13 protein-coding genes and 2 pseudogenes are annotated in these 15,571 nt (G+C 56.5%); 9 read left to right on the top strand and 6 right to left on the bottom strand.

Annotation, left to right across the window (positions count from 1 at the left end):
• Positions 1 to 22 precede the first annotated feature (22 nt).
• The 3 genes from rpe to trpS are packed head-to-tail and all read left to right on the top strand — an operon-like array spanning position 23 to position 2,451.
• Positions 23 to 700 carry a ribulose-phosphate 3-epimerase gene (gene rpe / locus GM298_RS19680; RefSeq protein ID WP_024907923.1) on the top strand — a complete coding sequence of 226 codons (678 nt, stop codon included), beginning with the start codon at positions 23 to 25 and terminating at the stop codon, positions 698 to 700.
• Positions 693 to 1,454, top strand: a complete 762-nt coding sequence (gene gph / locus GM298_RS19675) for a phosphoglycolate phosphatase (RefSeq protein ID WP_025758086.1) — start codon at positions 693 to 695, stop codon at positions 1,452 to 1,454. The genes rpe and gph overlap by 8 nt, the downstream gene beginning before the upstream one ends.
• Positions 1,447 to 2,451, top strand: coding sequence for a tryptophan--tRNA ligase (gene trpS, locus GM298_RS19670; protein WP_020687783.1), 1,005 nt, complete (start codon positions 1,447 to 1,449; stop codon positions 2,449 to 2,451). Before gph ends, trpS begins: the two co-directional genes overlap by 8 nt.
• 144 nt (positions 2,452 to 2,595) lie before the next feature.
• Here trpS and GM298_RS19665 read toward each other — a convergent pair whose 3' ends face one another.
• The 4 genes from GM298_RS19665 to nirB all read right to left on the bottom strand — a co-directional run bounded on the left by GM298_RS19665 (position 2,596) and on the right by nirB (position 7,285).
• Positions 2,596 to 2,766 (bottom strand): YhfL family protein, encoded by a 171-nt coding sequence (locus tag GM298_RS19665; RefSeq protein ID WP_003861638.1) that lies wholly within the window; start codon positions 2,764 to 2,766, stop codon positions 2,596 to 2,598.
• Between the two features lie 143 nt (positions 2,767 to 2,909).
• Entirely contained in the window at positions 2,910 to 4,283 is a 1,374-nt protein-coding gene (cysG, locus tag GM298_RS19660) for a siroheme synthase CysG (protein ID WP_025758082.1), read from the bottom strand.
• 135 nt (positions 4,284 to 4,418) lie between these two features.
• Entirely contained in the window at positions 4,419 to 4,745 is a 327-nt protein-coding gene (gene nirD, locus GM298_RS19655; protein ID WP_262784541.1) for a nitrite reductase small subunit NirD, read from the bottom strand.
• On the bottom strand, positions 4,742 to 7,285 hold the full coding sequence (nirB, locus tag GM298_RS19650; RefSeq protein WP_045285971.1) for a nitrite reductase large subunit NirB: 2,544 nt from the start codon (positions 7,283 to 7,285) through the stop codon (positions 4,742 to 4,744). Before nirB ends, nirD begins: the two co-directional genes overlap by 4 nt.
• A 238-nt stretch (positions 7,286 to 7,523) precedes the next feature.
• On the opposite strand from nirB, the gene GM298_RS19645 reads away from it, so the two are divergent.
• Positions 7,524 to 8,825, top strand: coding sequence for a cytosine deaminase (locus tag GM298_RS19645; protein WP_025758078.1), 1,302 nt, complete (start codon positions 7,524 to 7,526; stop codon positions 8,823 to 8,825).
• A gap of 17 nt (positions 8,826 to 8,842) precedes the next feature.
• On the opposite strand, the gene tsgA is transcribed toward GM298_RS19645, so the two are convergent.
• Positions 8,843 to 10,027 (bottom strand): MFS transporter TsgA, encoded by a 1,185-nt coding sequence (gene tsgA / locus GM298_RS19640; protein WP_095442058.1) that lies wholly within the window; start codon positions 10,025 to 10,027, stop codon positions 8,843 to 8,845.
• Positions 10,028 to 10,305: 278 nt separating this feature from the next.
• Between tsgA and ppiA the strand changes: the two genes are divergently transcribed.
• The 5 genes and pseudogenes from ppiA to argD all read left to right on the top strand — a co-directional run bounded on the left by ppiA (position 10,306) and on the right by argD (position 13,470).
• Positions 10,306 to 10,878, top strand: coding sequence for a peptidylprolyl isomerase A (gene ppiA / locus GM298_RS19635; protein WP_025758075.1), 573 nt, complete (start codon positions 10,306 to 10,308; stop codon positions 10,876 to 10,878).
• 106 nt (positions 10,879 to 10,984) lie between these two features.
• Positions 10,985 to 11,056: pseudogene (locus tag GM298_RS23290) on the top strand (YhfG family protein); the annotation flags it as partial.
• Positions 11,057 to 11,101: 45 nt separating this feature from the next.
• Positions 11,102 to 11,569: pseudogene (locus tag GM298_RS19630) on the top strand (putative adenosine monophosphate-protein transferase Fic); the annotation flags it as partial.
• 30 nt (positions 11,570 to 11,599) lie between these two features.
• Positions 11,600 to 12,163, top strand: coding sequence for an aminodeoxychorismate synthase component 2 (gene pabA, locus GM298_RS19625; protein WP_266155093.1), 564 nt, complete (start codon positions 11,600 to 11,602; stop codon positions 12,161 to 12,163).
• A gap of 86 nt (positions 12,164 to 12,249) precedes the next feature.
• The gene (gene argD, locus GM298_RS19620; protein ID WP_104557033.1) at positions 12,250 to 13,470 is read left to right on the top strand and encodes a bifunctional acetylornithine/succinyldiaminopimelate transaminase; all 1,221 of its coding nucleotides are present in this window, start codon (positions 12,250 to 12,252) and stop codon (positions 13,468 to 13,470) included.
• Here the strand turns inward: argD and GM298_RS19615 are convergent.
• A complete protein-coding gene (locus tag GM298_RS19615; RefSeq protein WP_045285965.1) occupies positions 13,467 to 15,554 on the bottom strand; it encodes a YccS/YhfK family putative transporter in 2,088 nt (695 codons plus the stop codon). The two genes, argD and GM298_RS19615, sit on opposite strands and share 4 nt — an antisense overlap.
• Between the last annotated feature and the right edge of the window lie 17 nt (positions 15,555 to 15,571).

Genomic DNA, 15,571 nt, shown 5'->3' with positions numbered 1-15,571 from the left:
AACACATTTCAAGGAGATGCGGATGAAACAGTTTTTGATTGCTCCCTCAATTCTGTCGGCCGATTTTGCCCGCCTGGGTGAAGACACCGCTAAAGCTCTCGCGGCTGGCGCAGATGTTGTCCATTTCGACGTGATGGATAACCACTACGTTCCCAATCTGACCATTGGCCCAATGGTGCTTAAGGCGCTGCGTAACTACGGCATTACCGCCCCGATTGACGTGCATCTGATGGTGAAACCGGTTGACCGTATCGTGCCGGATTTCGCCGCGGCGGGCGCCAGCATCATCACCTTCCATCCGGAAGCCTCTGAACATGTGGATCGCACCCTGCAGCTCATCAAAGAGAACGGCTGTAAAGCAGGTCTGGTGTTTAACCCGGCAACGCCGCTGAGCTATCTCGACTATGTGATGGATAAGCTGGACGTGATCCTGCTGATGTCCGTTAACCCGGGCTTTGGTGGTCAGTCGTTTATTCCTCACACGCTGGATAAGCTGCGTGAAGTACGCCGTCGTATTGATGAGTCAGGTTACGATATTCGTCTGGAAGTGGACGGCGGGGTGAAAGTCAATAACATTGGTGAAATCGCGGCAGCGGGCGCGGATATGTTCGTTGCAGGTTCGGCGATTTTCGACCAACCGGATTACAAAAAAGTCATTGATGAAATGCGCCGTGAGCTGGCGAAGGTAAGTCATGGATAAATTGCAGGCAATTCGGGGTGTGGCATTCGACCTCGACGGCACGCTGGTCGACAGCGCGCCAGGCTTAACGAGTGCCGTAGACCAGGCGCTGTATGCCCTTGAGCTGCCCGTGGCGGGTGAAGATCGTGTCGTCACGTGGATTGGCAACGGCGCTGATGTCCTGATGGAGCGCGCGCTGACCTGGGCGCGTCAGGAGCGCGCATCGCAGCGTTCTGCACAGGGTAAACCGAGCGTTGACCATGCGGACATTCCACAGGAAGAGCAACTGCGTATTCTGCGCAAACTGTTCGATCGTTTCTATGAAGAGACCGTCGAAGAGGGCAGTTTCCTCTTCCCGGACGTTCTGGAAACGCTGAGCGTGTTGCACGCGAAGGGCATTCCGATGGGGCTGGTCACCAACAAACCGACGCCGTTTGTGGCACCGCTGCTGGAAGCGCTGGATATCGCGAAGTACTTCTCCGTGATTGTGGGCGGTGATGATGTGCAAAACAAAAAACCGCATCCGGAACCGCTGCTGCTGGTGGCAGGAAAATTATCCTTAACACCTGCGGAGCTGCTCTTTGTCGGTGATTCACGCAATGATATTCTGGCTGCCCGAGCGGCTGGATGTCCTTCCGTCGGATTAACCTATGGCTACAACTACGGTGAGGCCATCACGCTAAGTGAGCCGGATGTTGTGTTCGACCACTTCAAAGATTTGTTGCCCGCTCTCGGGCTTTCGCACAGTGAACATCAGGAATTGAATAATGACTAAGCCCATCGTTTTTAGTGGCGCACAGCCTTCAGGTGAATTGACCATTGGTAACTACATGGGTGCGTTACGTCAGTGGGTCAGCATGCAGGATGATTACCATTGCATTTACTGCATCGTGGATCTGCATGCGATTACCGCCCGTCAGGATCCTGAGAAGCTGCGTAAAGCCACGCTGGACACCCTCGCCCTGTATCTGGCCTGCGGGATCGACCCTGAGAAGAGCACCATTTTCGTTCAGTCCCATGTGCCAGAGCACGCGCAGCTGGGCTGGGCGCTGAACTGCTACACCTATTTCGGTGAACTGAGCCGCATGACCCAGTTCAAGGATAAATCCGCGCGCTACTCTGAAAACATCAACGCCGGTCTGTTTGACTATCCGGTGCTGATGGCGGCAGACATTCTGCTGTACCAGACAAACCAGGTGCCGGTGGGTGAAGACCAGAAGCAGCACCTGGAGCTGAGCCGCGATATCGCCCAGCGCTTTAATGCGCTTTATGGCGAGGTGTTCAAAGTGCCAGAGCCGTTTATTCCGAAATCGGGTGCGCGCGTCATGTCGCTGCTGGAGCCGACCAAGAAGATGTCCAAGTCTGACGATAACCGCAACAACGTTATCGGCCTGCTGGAAGATCCGAAATCGGTCGTGAAAAAACTCAAGCGCGCAGTGACCGACTCTGACGAGCCGCCTGTGGTGCGCTACGATGTGCAGAATAAAGCGGGCGTTTCCAACCTGCTGGATATTCTCTCCGGTGTTACCGGCCAGAGCATCCCTGAGCTGGAACAGCACTTCGAAGGCAAGATGTATGGCCACCTGAAAGGCGAAGTGGCCGATGCCGTTTCCGGCATGCTGACCGAGCTGCAGGAGCGTTATCACCGCTACCGCAACGACGAAGCCTTCCTGCAGAAAGTGATGAAAGAGGGTGCGGAAAAAGCCAGCGCCCGCGCGTCCGAAACCCTGAAAGCGGTGTACGAAGCGATTGGGTTTGTTGCGAAGCCGTAAGTCTGCTTGCCGGGTGGCGGCTTCGCCTTACCCGGCCTACGAAACAGTGTAGGTCGGGTAAGCGTTAGCGCCACCCGACAAAAAACCGCTCCGCACCAACAAAAAAACCGGGATCTCCCGGTTTTTTTTACGCCTGAAAAACGCTTACTGCTGTGCCGCCGGGCCGCAACCACCGATGATCTTCGAAATGGAGATCGCCGGGTGCAGCAGATAATCATAGCTGCAGTTGTTTTTGGTGTTCTGGACGTGACCAGTGCAGGCCGTCAGAGTGGTTAACAGGCCGACCAGTACGGCGGCTTTTGCCAGTTTAAACATACGCATTCCTTGTCTTAAAAACGAAAATCAGATGTTACTCAAGGGAATAAAGGGAAACGTTCCACTTCGGGGCGGTATGTTATCGACAGCGGTAAGAGGGGAGTAGTCCGCTTCAGGACTACTCCGGAAAGGAAGAGTGTGCGTTAGTGGTTTGAGAACCAGTTGAGTTTGTCGCGCAGCGCAACCACACGGCCAACCACAATCAGCGCCGGGCTTTCAACCTGCTGCGCCAGTTCGCCTAACTGTGTCAGTACGCCATCCACCACGCGCTGCGTAATGGCGGTACCGTTTTCGACCAGCGCGACGGGCATATCTGCCGCCATGCCGTGCTCCAGCAGCTTCGCCTGAATGGTGGCGGCCTGGTTTAACCCCATGTAGAACACCAGCGTTTGCTTTTCGGCGGCGAGGTTGTGCCAGTCCAGTTCGCTGCCCGTTTTCAGGTGGCCCGTCACCAGACGCACGCTCTGGGCGTAATCCCGGTGGGTCAGTGGAATACCCGCGTACGCAGAACAGCCGGATGCCGCGGTAATGCCAGGCACCACGGAGAAGGGAATGCCCGCGTTGCAAAGGGTTTCCAGCTCCTCGCCGCCGCGACCGAAGATAAACGGATCGCCCCCTTTCAGGCGCACCACGCGTTTTCCCTTTTGCGCCTCGCGCAGCAGGATCTGGTTAATCTCTTCCTGCGGTACGCAGTGGTAGCCCGCCCGTTTGCCCACGAAGACGCGGTCAGCGTCGCGGCGTACCAGGTTCATGATGTCATCCGAGACCAGGCGGTCATACACCACAATATCCGCCTGCTGGATCTGCTGCAGGCCTTTCAGCGTCAGCAAGCCCGCATCGCCAGGACCTGCACCGACCAGCACCACTTCGCCACGATGATCCAGCGGCTCAGCGAGTAACTGCGCCGTCGTCTCTTCAACCGCTTTACTGTCCTGATTCGCCAGCGACTGAGCCAGCCGGTCATTCACAAAGAATTTTTCCCAGAAACGACGACGCTCGCCAACGGTCGCGAAGGTTTGCTTCACGCGTGAGCGCAATTGCCCTGCATAGTGGGCAATCTGACCGAGATGTTGCGGCAACAGGGCTTCCAGTTTTTCCCGCAGCAGGCGCGCCAGAACGGGCGAGCGGCCCCCGGATGACACGGCGATCATCAGCGGTGAACGGTCAATAATCGACGGCATGATAAAGCTGGCTTCTTTCGGCGCATCCACCACGTTACAGAAGATACGGCGCGCCTCACAGGCATCGCTGACCCGCTGGTTCACTGCATCGTCATCCGTCGCGGCAATGGTCAGCCAGCAGGTCTCCAGCAGGGATTCATCAAACTCTCCCTGCACCAGCGTCAGCATCCCTTCCTGGGCCCAGACGTTAAACTGGGGGGCGAAGGCAATGGCGTTGACGGTCAGTCGGGCGCCCGCCTCTAACAGCAGGCGCGCTTTGCGCTCAGCCACGTCGCCGCCGCCCACAAGCAGGCAGTCGCGATGGCGTAATTGACAAAAAATCGGCAGGTGATCCACGACATTACCTCACAGCATTCATGGAGGGACAGGAATTGACGTCAGGATAACAGCAGGAATCGCCGAAAATATACGGTTTTTCCTGCCGTTACCCATAAGGGGTCATAAGCTTTTCATATTGAAAAGGCGAGGGAATTAGCCCTGTAGCTGCACCTTGCCGTCCTTCACGCGAACGTCGTAGTGCTTCACCGAGTAGTTTTCATCTTCCATGCACAGCCCGTCACGTAAACGGAAGCGCTGCTTTTTCAGCGGGCTGGCGACCCACAGTTCGCCCTGATGCTCCGCAATCAACCCACGGGAGAGCACGCTGGCCTCGAAGAACGGGTCGATGTTGCTGATGGCAAAGAGCTGTTCATCGTAGCGAGGGCGGAAAATCGCAACCTGCTCGTTGCCCAGCAGTGCGCAGACGCCGGTTGCGGGGAGAATGTCGTTAATATCGCAGATGGTTATCCACTGGCTCATGCGTTTTCCTCCACCAGCGTGACCGGAATACGTTCATACGGTGTCGCCGGACGATGCTGTTCACGCTCTGGCACAACCTGCACATTCGGGTCGCGCTGAGTGCTGTTGATAAAATGTCTGAACCGCGTTTGTGCCGCCGGGGTGTTGACGGTTTCAGTCCACTCGCAAATCACCGCCTCACGCAGGCGTGCCATCTCCGCTTCCAGATGCTCGTTCAGGCCCAGCTTGTCGTCGATAATGACCGATTTCAGGTAGTCAATGCCGCCTTCCAGGTTATCGAGCCAGGAGGCGGTACGGGTCAGCTTATCGGCGGTACGGATGTAGAACATCATGAAGCGGTCGAGATACTGAATCAGCGTGTCGTGATCGAGATCTGCGGCCAGCAGGTCCGCGTGGCGTGGTTTCATCCCACCGTTGCCGCAGACATACAGGTTCCAGCCTTTTTCGGTGGCGATAATCCCCACGTCTTTACCCTGGGCTTCCGCACATTCACGGGTACATCCCGAGACGCCGAACTTCATTTTATGCGGCGTACGGATGCCTTTGTAGCGGTTCTCCAGCTCCACGCCGAAACCGACGCTGTCGCCGACGCCGTAGCGGCACCAGGTGCTGCCCACGCAGGTTTTCGCCATACGCAGCGCTTTAGCGTACGCGTGACCGGTTTCGAAGCCAGCGTCAATCAGCTGACGCCAGATCTCCGGCAGATCGTCTTTTTGGGCACCAAACAGGCCAATACGCTGGGAACCGGTGATTTTGGTGTACAGGTTAAATTCACGCGCGATACGGCCCACCGCCACCAGCCCTTCCGGGGTAATTTCGCCACCGGCGGAACGTGGAATCACGGAGTAGGTACCGTCTTTCTGGATGTTGGCCAGGAAGTTGTCGTTGGTATCCTGCAGCGGCGTATGCTCGGGTTTGAGGACATACTCGTTCCAGCAGGAGGCCAGCAGCGAGCCGACGGTGGGTTTACATACCTCACAGCCGTAGCCCTGGCCGTGCTTCGCCAGCAGTTCGTCGAAAGACTTGATGCCTTCCACGCGGATCAGATGGTAGAGCTCCTGGCGAGAATACGCGAAGTGCTCGCACAGGTTGTTGTTCACTTCGATGCCCTGTTTCGCCAGCTCGGCGTTCAGCACCTGGGTGACCAGCGGAATACAACCGCCGCAGCCGGTGCCGGCTTTGGTTTCCGCTTTCAGCGCCGCAACGGTGTGGCAGCCTTTGTTAATGGCAGAGATGAGCATGCCTTTGGTGACGTCAAAGCAGGAGCAGATCTGCGCGCTGTCCGGCAGTTTATCCACGCCGATAGACGGCTTGCCGCTGGAGGCGTGCGCCGGGAGGATCAGCGCGTCCGGGTTTTCCGGCAGTTCGATGGCATTCAGCACCAGCTGGAGCAGGTTGCCGTAATCACTGGTGTCACCCACCAGTACCGCCCCAAGCAGGGTTTTGTTGTCCTGACTGACGATCAGGCGCTTATAAACTTCTTTGCTCTCATCGAGATAAACGTAGCTGCGGGCACCCGGCGTGCGGCCGTGCGCATCGCCAATACCGCCAACGTCCACGCCCAGCAGCTTCAGCTTGGCGCTCAGGTCCGCGCCTTCGAAGGCGTTTTCGTTGCCGAGGATGTGGTCCACGGCGACCTGCGCCATTTTGTAACCCGGCGCCACCAGACCATACACGCGGTTATTCCAGCTGGCGCATTCGCCAATGGCGTAGATATCCGGATCGGAGGTCTGGCAGGTGTCGTTAATCATGATCCCGCCGCGCTGGGCGACGGCCAGACCGCACTGGGTTGCCAGCTTGTCGCGCGGGCGGATCCCGGTGGAGAAGACGATGAAGTCAACTTCCAGCTCGCTGCCGTCGGCAAAGCGCATGGTTTTGCGCGCTTCGGTGCCTTCCTGCACGATCTCTTTGGTGTTTTTGCTGGTGTGAACCTTCACGCCCATGCTTTCGATTTTGCGACGTAACTGGTCGCCACCCATGTGGTCGAGCTGTTCGGCCATCAGCATCGGAGCAAATTCGATGACGTGGGTTTCAACGCCGAGGTTTTTTAGCGCGCCCGCGGCCTCCAGGCCCAGCAGGCCACCACCCACCACCGCACCGCGTTTACTGCGACGAGCGCAGGACTCAATGGCGTTGAGATCTTCAATGGTACGATAGACGAAGCAATCCTGCGTTTCAGCGCCTTTAATCGGCGGGATCCACGGATAAGAGCCGGTCGCCATGATCAGCTTGTCGTAAAAAACCGTACGCCCGGCGCTGGAGTGGATCACTTTCTCCTGACGGTTGATGGTGATAGCGCGTTCGCCCACCAGCACCTTTACGCCATGCTTCTCGTAGAACCCTTCACGCACCAGTGAGAGCTCTTCGGCAGTATGATGGGAGAAGTAGGAAGATAAGTGCACACGGTCGTACGCCTTGCGGGGTTCTTCACAGAACACGGTAATATCGAACTGAGCGGCATCGGCTTTATCGAGAAGATCCTCAATAAAGCGGTGACCGACCATGCCGTTACCGATGATAGCGAGTCTGAGTTTGCTCATTATTGCCTCGATTTCTTTTCTATTACTGCCTACCTTAACGATTCAGCAGGGGCGCTTATTGATGCAAATCAAATACGTCTTCGCCTACTCCTTAGGTGGTATATGACTGATTTGTCAGGATTTTTATAAGTTATGGAAATCGCAGGCTTTTCGGGTTAGTTGAATTTGTGTACAAATCAGTAGCGGTTTTGCAAAAATCGATACGCCTGTACAGCAGCTGCGTTTTTAGGGGAAAGATATGTCTACTACACCGTTATGGCTTGTTCAGAATGTTCGTTTACCGGGTCGGGAAGGGCTGTGGCAGCTTGCCATTGAGAACGGGCGATTTGGTGACATCACCCCCATGGATAACACCCATACCGAAAGCTATGAAGTGTTAAATGCGCGCGGTGGGCTGGCTATTCCCCCGTTTATTGAGCCGCATATCCATCTTGATACCACCCAGACGGCGGGCGAGCCGAACTGGAACCAGTCCGGAACGCTGTTTGAGGGCATTGAGCGCTGGGCGGAGCGCAAGGCGCTACTCAGCCATGACGACGTGAAGGCGCGGGCGTGGAAAACGCTGAAGTGGCAAATCGCCAACGGGATCCAGTTTGTCCGCACTCATGTGGATGTCTCCGACCCGACGCTCACCGCCCTGAAGGCGATGCTGGAAGTGAAGCAGGAGGTTGCGCCGTGGGTGACGCTGCAAATCGTCGCGTTCCCGCAGGAAGGTATCCTCTCTTACCCGAACGGCGCGGCGCTGCTGGAAGAGGCATTACGGCTGGGTGCGGATGTGGTGGGGGCGATCCCCCACTTTGAGTTCACCCGCGAGTACGGCGTGCAGTCGCTGCATATCGCCTTTGAGCTGGCGAAGAAATATGACCGTCCGCTGGATATTCATTGCGATGAAATTGATGACGAGCAGTCTCGCTTTGTCGAGACGGTGGCCACGCTGGCGTATGAGGCCGGTATTGGCGCACGGGTAACGGCCAGCCACACCACCGCCATGCACTCCTACAACGGCGCCTATACCTCGCGGCTGTTCCGACTGCTGAAGATGTCGGGGATTAACTTCGTCGCGAACCCGCTGGTCAATATCCACCTGCAGGGGCGCTTTGATGATTATCCGAAGCGTCGCGGCATCACCCGGGTGAAAGAACTACAGGCAGCGGGCATTAACGTCTGCTTTGGGCATGACGATGTCTTTGACCCGTGGTACCCGCTTGGTACCGGCAATATGCTGCAGGTGCTGCATATGGGGCTGCACGTCTGTCAGATGATGGGCTATCCGCAAATCGACAGCGGCCTGAACCTGATCACCCATAACAGTGCCCGAACCTTTGGCCTGAGCGATTACGGGATTGAGACGGGCAACCCGGCGAACCTGATTATTCTGCCTGCGGAGAGCGGGTTTGAAGCGGTACGCTGTCAGGTGCCGGTGCGCTGGTCCATTCGTCAGGGACGAATTATTGCCACCACACAGCTGGCGCAGACCTGGATCCAGATGGATAACGGGGGAGAAGAGGTGAGCTTTGCCAGAAACACCCCCTCTGCGTAGCGCAGAGGGGGACGGGATTAGTGCGTCGCCGCTGCAGCGTTATGCTGGCGGTGGCGGGTCACAAAGCCCAGGATGAAGCACATGATAAACACCACGGCGTACAGACCGTTCGCCGTGTGCAGCGCGGCCAGCGGGCCGCTGTGGGCGACGATTGGGCCGGTGACCACGAAGGTCAGCATGGTGCCGATGGTGCCGCAGGTCAGAACGAAATTAACCAGCTTCGGCGAGGCCACCCTGGTCTGCAGGGAGCCCAGGGTAATGATCGAGGTGTAGATCGCGCTGGAGAAGAAGCCCAGGGTCAGAATGAACCACGGCATATGTTCCGGTGAGCCGTTGATGAACAGATACATCAATACGGTAGCCAGGCCCGCCAGTACGGTCAGAATGCGCTGCAGATCGAAGAAGCGCAGGATGAAGCTAAACGCCCACATGCCGAACATGTAAGACATCCAGAAATCACTTACCAGTTTACCCGCGTCGTTCAGGCTCATGCCCAGGCCTTTGGCGTATTCCGGTACCCAGGAGATAAAGCCCAGCTGGCCGAGGATGTAGCACAGGGCGGCGATGGAGAGGAACAGTACGCCGATCCCCCATTTCTCTTTCGCGACAGGCTCTGCCGTGGTCTGCGCTTTTTTGCCCAGCACCGGGAACTCGCAGCCGAAAGTCAGAATAAAGATCGCCACGTAGACCAGGCCGATGCAGGCATACACCCAGTACCACTCAATGCTGCGCGCCAGCAGAACGGCAGCCACCATCGGGAAAATCATCCCGGCCATGCTGAAGAAGGAGTCGGTAAACAGCAGGCGCGCGCCACGCTGACGGCCTTCATACATATGGGTAATCAGGAAGGTCCCGATCGACATGGTAATGCCGCTGACCAGACCGAGCACAAACATGGCGGCGGAGAACAGAGCGATGCTGTGGCTCAGCATCAGACCCGCCACGGCGGCGACCATCAGCACAAAACCAAAACGCAGCTGCGTTTTCAGTGGCACGATTTCCATCAGCCACGCATTCAGGAAGATGGAGATCAGGATCCCGGCGTTGAGGAAGGTGAAGGTGTTACTCATGCTGGAAACGGGCAGCTGGAAGTAGTCTGCGATATTTCCCATCACCATCCCGGTGACGATCACCAACGCGCCGGTCAGGGCGTAGGAGAAGAAGCTGATCCATGTGAGCTTGATGCGATTGCTGTTAGTCATGTCTGGCCTGTTCAAAATAAGAAAAGCGCCCATCGGGCGCTGAGAGCGGGCAGATTTTAGACATTAAAGTGATCTATTCATATCTTTTAAGAGAAATTCGAACTTCATTGCAGTTTTTTATGTGATCTTGATCACATAAAAAGCCGCCAGAACCAATCGTTTGCGTGGTTACAACTGTTTCAATTTCGTAAAATTAGGTAAAAGGCTGGTCTCCGTTCATACTGCTCTTTAGAATCAAGCCATTCGCTTTATATACTGCGCTTTGTTAAGGAATTCTCATGCTCAAATCAACACTGGCGGCTGTCGCAGCTGTGTTTGCTCTTTCTGCCGTTTCCCCTGCTGCGCTGGCAGCAAAAGGGGACCCTCACGTTCTGCTGACCACCTCCGCCGGGAATATTGAGCTGGAACTGAATAGCCAGAAAGCTCCGGTTTCTGTGAAAAACTTCCTCGACTATGTGAACAGTGGTTTCTATAACAACACCACCTTCCACCGCGTGATCCCTGGGTTTATGGTGCAGGGCGGCGGTTTTAATGAGCAGATGCAGCAGAAACAGCCGAACCCGCCGATTAAAAACGAAGCAGATAACGGCCTGCTGAACACCCGCGGCACCATTTCCATGGCGCGTACCGCGGATAAAGACAGCGCGACCAGCCAGTTCTTTATCAACGTGGCGGATAACGCCTTCCTCGACCACGGCCAGCGCGACTTCGGTTATGCGGTGTTCGGTAAAGTGGTGAAAGGGATGGACGTGGCGGACAAGATTTCTCAGGTTCCTACCCATGACGTTGGCCCGTACCAGAATGTGCCGTCAAAACCTGTCGTGATCCTCTCCGCGAAAGTTTTGCCGTAACCTGTTTCGACACGGGCGATCCTTGCTCGTGTTGTTAGCCCTCCCTGCGAAAGCGCGTTTTGCTGCTTATACTTGTGGCAAACGGACATAATCAGGGAGGCGTTAAGTGAAAAAACTCACCGACAAGCAAAAATCCCGTCTCTGGGAGCAGCAGCGTAACGTCAATTTTCAGGCCAGTTGTCTCCTTGAAAAAGGTCATGGTCCTTCTGAACCCCACATTGAAACGCTGGAGCTTGGGCCTTCCGCTCCCGGTTTGCCTCATCTGTGCCTTATTCATCGCCATCTCTACCGCGGAGAGTTGAAGCACGCTGGCGAATTGCGTACTGACGATATTTTTAAGGGTGACATTCCTTTCTGTCATTTTGAGTACATCGAAAAGATGGGCAACGAACTGATGGCGGCGCTGGAAAGCGAAAAGTATCTGGTTGGTCTGGAGAAAGCGGCGTTTATAGAACGAATTAGCCATTACTATTGTGAAATCAACATGCTGCACCCTTTTGCCAGCGGTAACGGTATTGCTCAGCGCGTTTTCTTTGAGCAACTGGCGATCCATGCGGGTTACGCGCTGGACTGGCGCGATATCGATCCCGAAGATTGGGTGGCGGCTAACCGGAGCGGCGCAACGGGCGATCTCAGCGAGTTAAACGCTATCTTTGCCAAAGTAGTGAGCGAAGCGCGGGAATCTGAGTAGAATAGGGCGGCATTTTTTTCGGGAGCCGCCATGATTCTGCTGATTGATAACTACGATTCCTTCACCTGGAACCTTTACCAGTATTTTTGTGAACTGGGTGCAGAGGTGGTTGTCCGCCGCAATGACGAGATTGGCCTTGCCGATATTGAGACGCTGGCTCCGCAAAAAATCGTCATCTCACCCGGCCCCTGCACACCGTCGGAATCGGGCATTTCGCTGGACGTTATCCGGCAGTATGCCGGCAAGCTGCCCATTCTGGGCGTCTGCCTGGGTCATCAGGCGATTGCCCAGGCGTTTGGGGCCACCATCGTCCGTGCGGCGAAAGTGATGCACGGCAAAACCTCGCCGGTCACACACACGGGTACCGGGGTATTTACGGGGCTCAATAATCCATTGACCGTGACGCGCTATCATTCGCTGGTGATTGACCCGCCGACGCTGCCTGACTGCTTTGAGGTGACCGCCTGGAGCGATACGCAGGAGATCATGGGGATTCGTCACCGCGAATGGGATCTCGAAGGCGTGCAGTTCCATCCGGAAAGCATCCTCAGCGAACAGGGACACGCGCTGCTGGCAAATTTCCTCAATCACTGAATATCTGTTGCCTTGTTGTGATTTTTTATGCATATTTTGTGATTATATTTTCACAATTGATGTGACATAAAATGGATGGGCATGACATGGCAACTGAACAACCAGCAATTACCCGCGCGACATTCGATGAAGTGATTCTGCCGATTTATGCACCGGCTGAGTTTATCCCGGTAAAGGGAAAAGGCAGCCGCGTCTGGGATCAACAGGGTAAAGAGTACGTGGATTTCGCGGGCGGGATTGCGGTAACGGCGCTGGGTCATTGCCATCCTGCGCTGGTCGAGGCGCTGAAAACCCAGGGTGAAACCCTGTGGCACACCAGCAACGTTTTCACTAACGAACCGGCGCTGCGTCTTGGCCGCAAGATCATTGATGCCACGTTTGCCGAGCGCGTGCTGTTTATGAACTCCGGCACCGAAGCCAACGAAACCGCCTTCAAGCTGGCGCGCTACTATGCCACCACGCGCCACAGCCCATACAAAACCAAAATCATCGCTTTCCACAATGCCTTCCATGGGCGCTCCTTCTTTACCGTCTCCGTTGGTGGTCAGCCGAAGTATTCCGACGGTTTTGGTCCGAAACCGGCTGACATCGTCCATGTGCCGTTTAACGATCTGCATGCGGTAAAAGCGGTGATGGACGATCACACCTGCGCGGTGGTGGTGGAGCCGATTCAGGGCGAAGGCGGCGTGACGGCCGCCACGCCGGAATTCCTGAAAGGGCTGCGCGCGCTGTGCGACGAGCACCAGGCGCTGCTGGTATTTGATGAAGTGCAGTGCGGGATGGGGCGTACCGGCTCCCTGTTTGCCTATATGCACTACGGCGTGACGCCGGATATTCTGACCAGTGCCAAAGCGCTCGGCGGCGGTTTCCCGGTGAGTGCGGTCCTGACGACCCAGGAGATTGCCTCTGCGTTCCATGTGGGGTCGCACGGCTCCACTTACGGCGGTAATCCGCTGGCGAGCGCTGTGGCGGGCGCGGCGTTTGATATTATCAACACGCCTGAGGTTCTCAATGGCGTGGGCGCGAAGCGCGAACTGTTCGTAAAACATCTGCAAAAGATTGATGACCAGTACGACGTGTTCAGCGAGATCCGCGGGATGGGGCTGCTGATCGGTGCCGAGCTGAAACCGCAGTACAAAGGCCGCGCACGCGATTTCCTGCACGCCGCCGCCCACGAAGGGGTGATGGTGCTCAATGCCGGGCCGGACGTGATGCGTTTTGCGCCGTCGCTGGTGGTGGAAGAAAAAGACATCGAAGACGGATTAACCCGCTTTGCCGCGGCAGTCGCGAAGATCGTAAAAGGTTAATACGCCGTCCGCTTCAGGCGACGGGTTAACCAAATCCCGTGATGCGGACGCTGACGCCATGCCACCGATGAAATGGTGTGCATGGTGTTCAGATGCCCCAGGATGCGCTGTAAATGCTGCTCAAGGGTACTCATTGGCCCGTGGGTGAGCGTCTCCGGCGCTTCCAGAATATTTGAATCCCCTGACTCACCCGGCGCGTCATACTCCAGACGCTGCTGACAGCGCTGCAGGGCAATCTCACACGACTGCAGGTAACGTTGCGCCAGGTCTGGCGTCAGCATGGTATGTTCACGCGCGAGCGTGGTCATGGCGTTGATATGCTCGACGATAAACTGGCTGTGCGTCACCCAGAGCTTCATGTCCGCCAGATAGTGCGAGTTAAAGCCTGGCTCCTGCATCGCCTGGTTGAGCGAGTTGAACAGGGCGTTGTGCGCCTGGTTGACCTTCATCCGCTGATAAGCCAGCGGGGAGGGCTGAGGATCGTCGCTCAGAATCAGGCGGATAGCCTCCTGGTCAGCCTCCAGCGCGTCGTGGGCGTTCTGCCTGAGCAGCCCGCTCTGCCACTGCGGCCACAGCCAGACCATGCCCCCAAAGGCAATCAGACAGCCGATGAGGGTATCAATCAGCCTGGCGACAATAAACTGTTCGCCATTGAGCGTGAGCAGCTGCAGGGTATACACCGCCGTCACCGTAAAGCCCACCATTGCCCAGCCGTAGTTTTTGCGGATAATCAGGTAGCTCACCAGCGTAATCATCAGCATCCCTGCCAGGGTATAGCCTTCCGGCACGTGGAAGTGCAGCGTCACGCCCGCAATAATCAGCCCCGCCATCGTTCCGCCGGCCCGGTGCAGAATACGCACCCGCGTGGCGCCGTAGCCATTCTGGGTGACAAACAGCACGGTCATTAAGATCCAGTAGGGTTTCGGCAGATGCAGCGCCATGCCCATCAGGCTGGCGACACTGAGCATGACGCTAATTCGTGCGGCATTGCGCAGGGCGGACGATTTAAGCGACAGATAACTTCTGAGCGCGGGCAGTAACGGCAGCCGTTTTTGTTTGTCCGCCATCAGATCGCGAGAATAAAGCGGGCGCTGGGTACGCAGCACGCGGGCGATGCGGCTGAAGTGCCAGGCGGCAAACTGACCGACCGGGTTATCCGGATGCTGACGGGCGATTTTCTCCAGCGCGCCGAGCTGTTTGTCCATGTTAAAGCGCGTGGGGTAGCGGTGATAGAGAATATCGTCGGCCAGCACCCGCAGACGCGCGGAGACGGTCTGTGCGTTCCAGCGGATCACCGCTTCTGCGTGGCTGCGCTCTACCAGTTTTTGCACCTCTTGCGGGTGGTGAAGACTTACGGAGATATGCTCCTGCAGATCCAGCCCCACCTGGAAAGTGCGCAGCAGCCGTTTATATTCGTGATTCTGGTTGGCGGCGAGCATATGCAGTTGCTGGTAGCACTGGCTTATCAGATCCACCACCTTTTGCTGACGGGTCAGCAGCGGGGGCAGCGATCTTTCCGGATCGGTATGCTGGGTGAGCAAGGTGTATTTGGCTTCACAATACTCCGCCAGCTGCACATAGAGCAGGCTCAGGGATTCACGCAGCGGCTGTTCGCGCCACAGCCAGAACCAGAACCAGTTAAACAGCCCGTACCATAATGTCCCCAGCGCGTAGATCAGCAGCGGCTCCCACACCGGCATATTTCCGGCGAGGCTCAGCGTGAAAATGGCCGCAATCAGCGAGGCGGGAAGCAGACGGGCGTGCAGCGAGCTGATTTCGGCGGTAACACCCAGGGTCATCGCCAGCACGGTCAGGATCAGCGGCAGCGGAATATCGCGCGCCAGCAGAAGCTGCACGGCGAGACTACAGCCGGCAAACAGTGAACCGCCAATGATGAGTCGTTTGAAAAAGCGCTTATGCGGCGTGTCCAGACCGGCAATGTTGCAACAGGCGGGCACCAGAGAAAAGAGCAGACCTTGCTGAAGATGTCCGAGGAGCAGGCCCACGGCCACAGGAAGACATAACACCAGCGTTTGTCGCAGTGCGTAATTAACTTCCGGGTGATAGATCAGCCTGCGCCACATGGGGAGTAGAGACAAAA

It is taken from the genome of Enterobacter sp. HSTU-ASh6 (assembly GCF_026319105.1).
GTDB lineage: Bacteria > Pseudomonadota > Gammaproteobacteria > Enterobacterales > Enterobacteriaceae > Enterobacter > Enterobacter sichuanensis.
Note: the sequence above shows the minus strand (reverse complement) of the source record. Positions and strands in the feature narration are given on the sequence as shown.

Coding starts and splice junctions, on each gene's coding strand:
- pabA (WP_266155093.1), top strand. CDS start 11,600: ATGATTCTGCTGATTGATAACTACGATTCCTTCACCTGGAACCTTTAC.
- rpe (WP_024907923.1), top strand. CDS start 23: ATGAAACAGTTTTTGATTGCTCCCTCAATTCTGTCGGCCGATTTTGCC.
- ppiA (WP_025758075.1), top strand. CDS start 10,306: ATGCTCAAATCAACACTGGCGGCTGTCGCAGCTGTGTTTGCTCTTTCT.
- gph (WP_025758086.1), top strand. CDS start 693: ATGGATAAATTGCAGGCAATTCGGGGTGTGGCATTCGACCTCGACGGC.
- GM298_RS19665 (WP_003861638.1), bottom strand. CDS start 2,766: ATGTTTAAACTGGCAAAAGCCGCCGTACTGGTCGGCCTGTTAACCACT.
- nirD (WP_262784541.1), bottom strand. CDS start 4,745: ATGAGCCAGTGGATAACCATCTGCGATATTAACGACATTCTCCCCGCA.
- tsgA (WP_095442058.1), bottom strand. CDS start 10,027: ATGACTAACAGCAATCGCATCAAGCTCACATGGATCAGCTTCTTCTCC.
- nirB (WP_045285971.1), bottom strand. CDS start 7,285: ATGAGCAAACTCAGACTCGCTATCATCGGTAACGGCATGGTCGGTCAC.
- trpS (WP_020687783.1), top strand. CDS start 1,447: ATGACTAAGCCCATCGTTTTTAGTGGCGCACAGCCTTCAGGTGAATTG.
- GM298_RS19615 (WP_045285965.1), bottom strand. CDS start 15,554: ATGTGGCGCAGGCTGATCTATCACCCGGAAGTTAATTACGCACTGCGA.
- GM298_RS19645 (WP_025758078.1), top strand. CDS start 7,524: ATGTCTACTACACCGTTATGGCTTGTTCAGAATGTTCGTTTACCGGGT.
- argD (WP_104557033.1), top strand. CDS start 12,250: ATGGCAACTGAACAACCAGCAATTACCCGCGCGACATTCGATGAAGTG.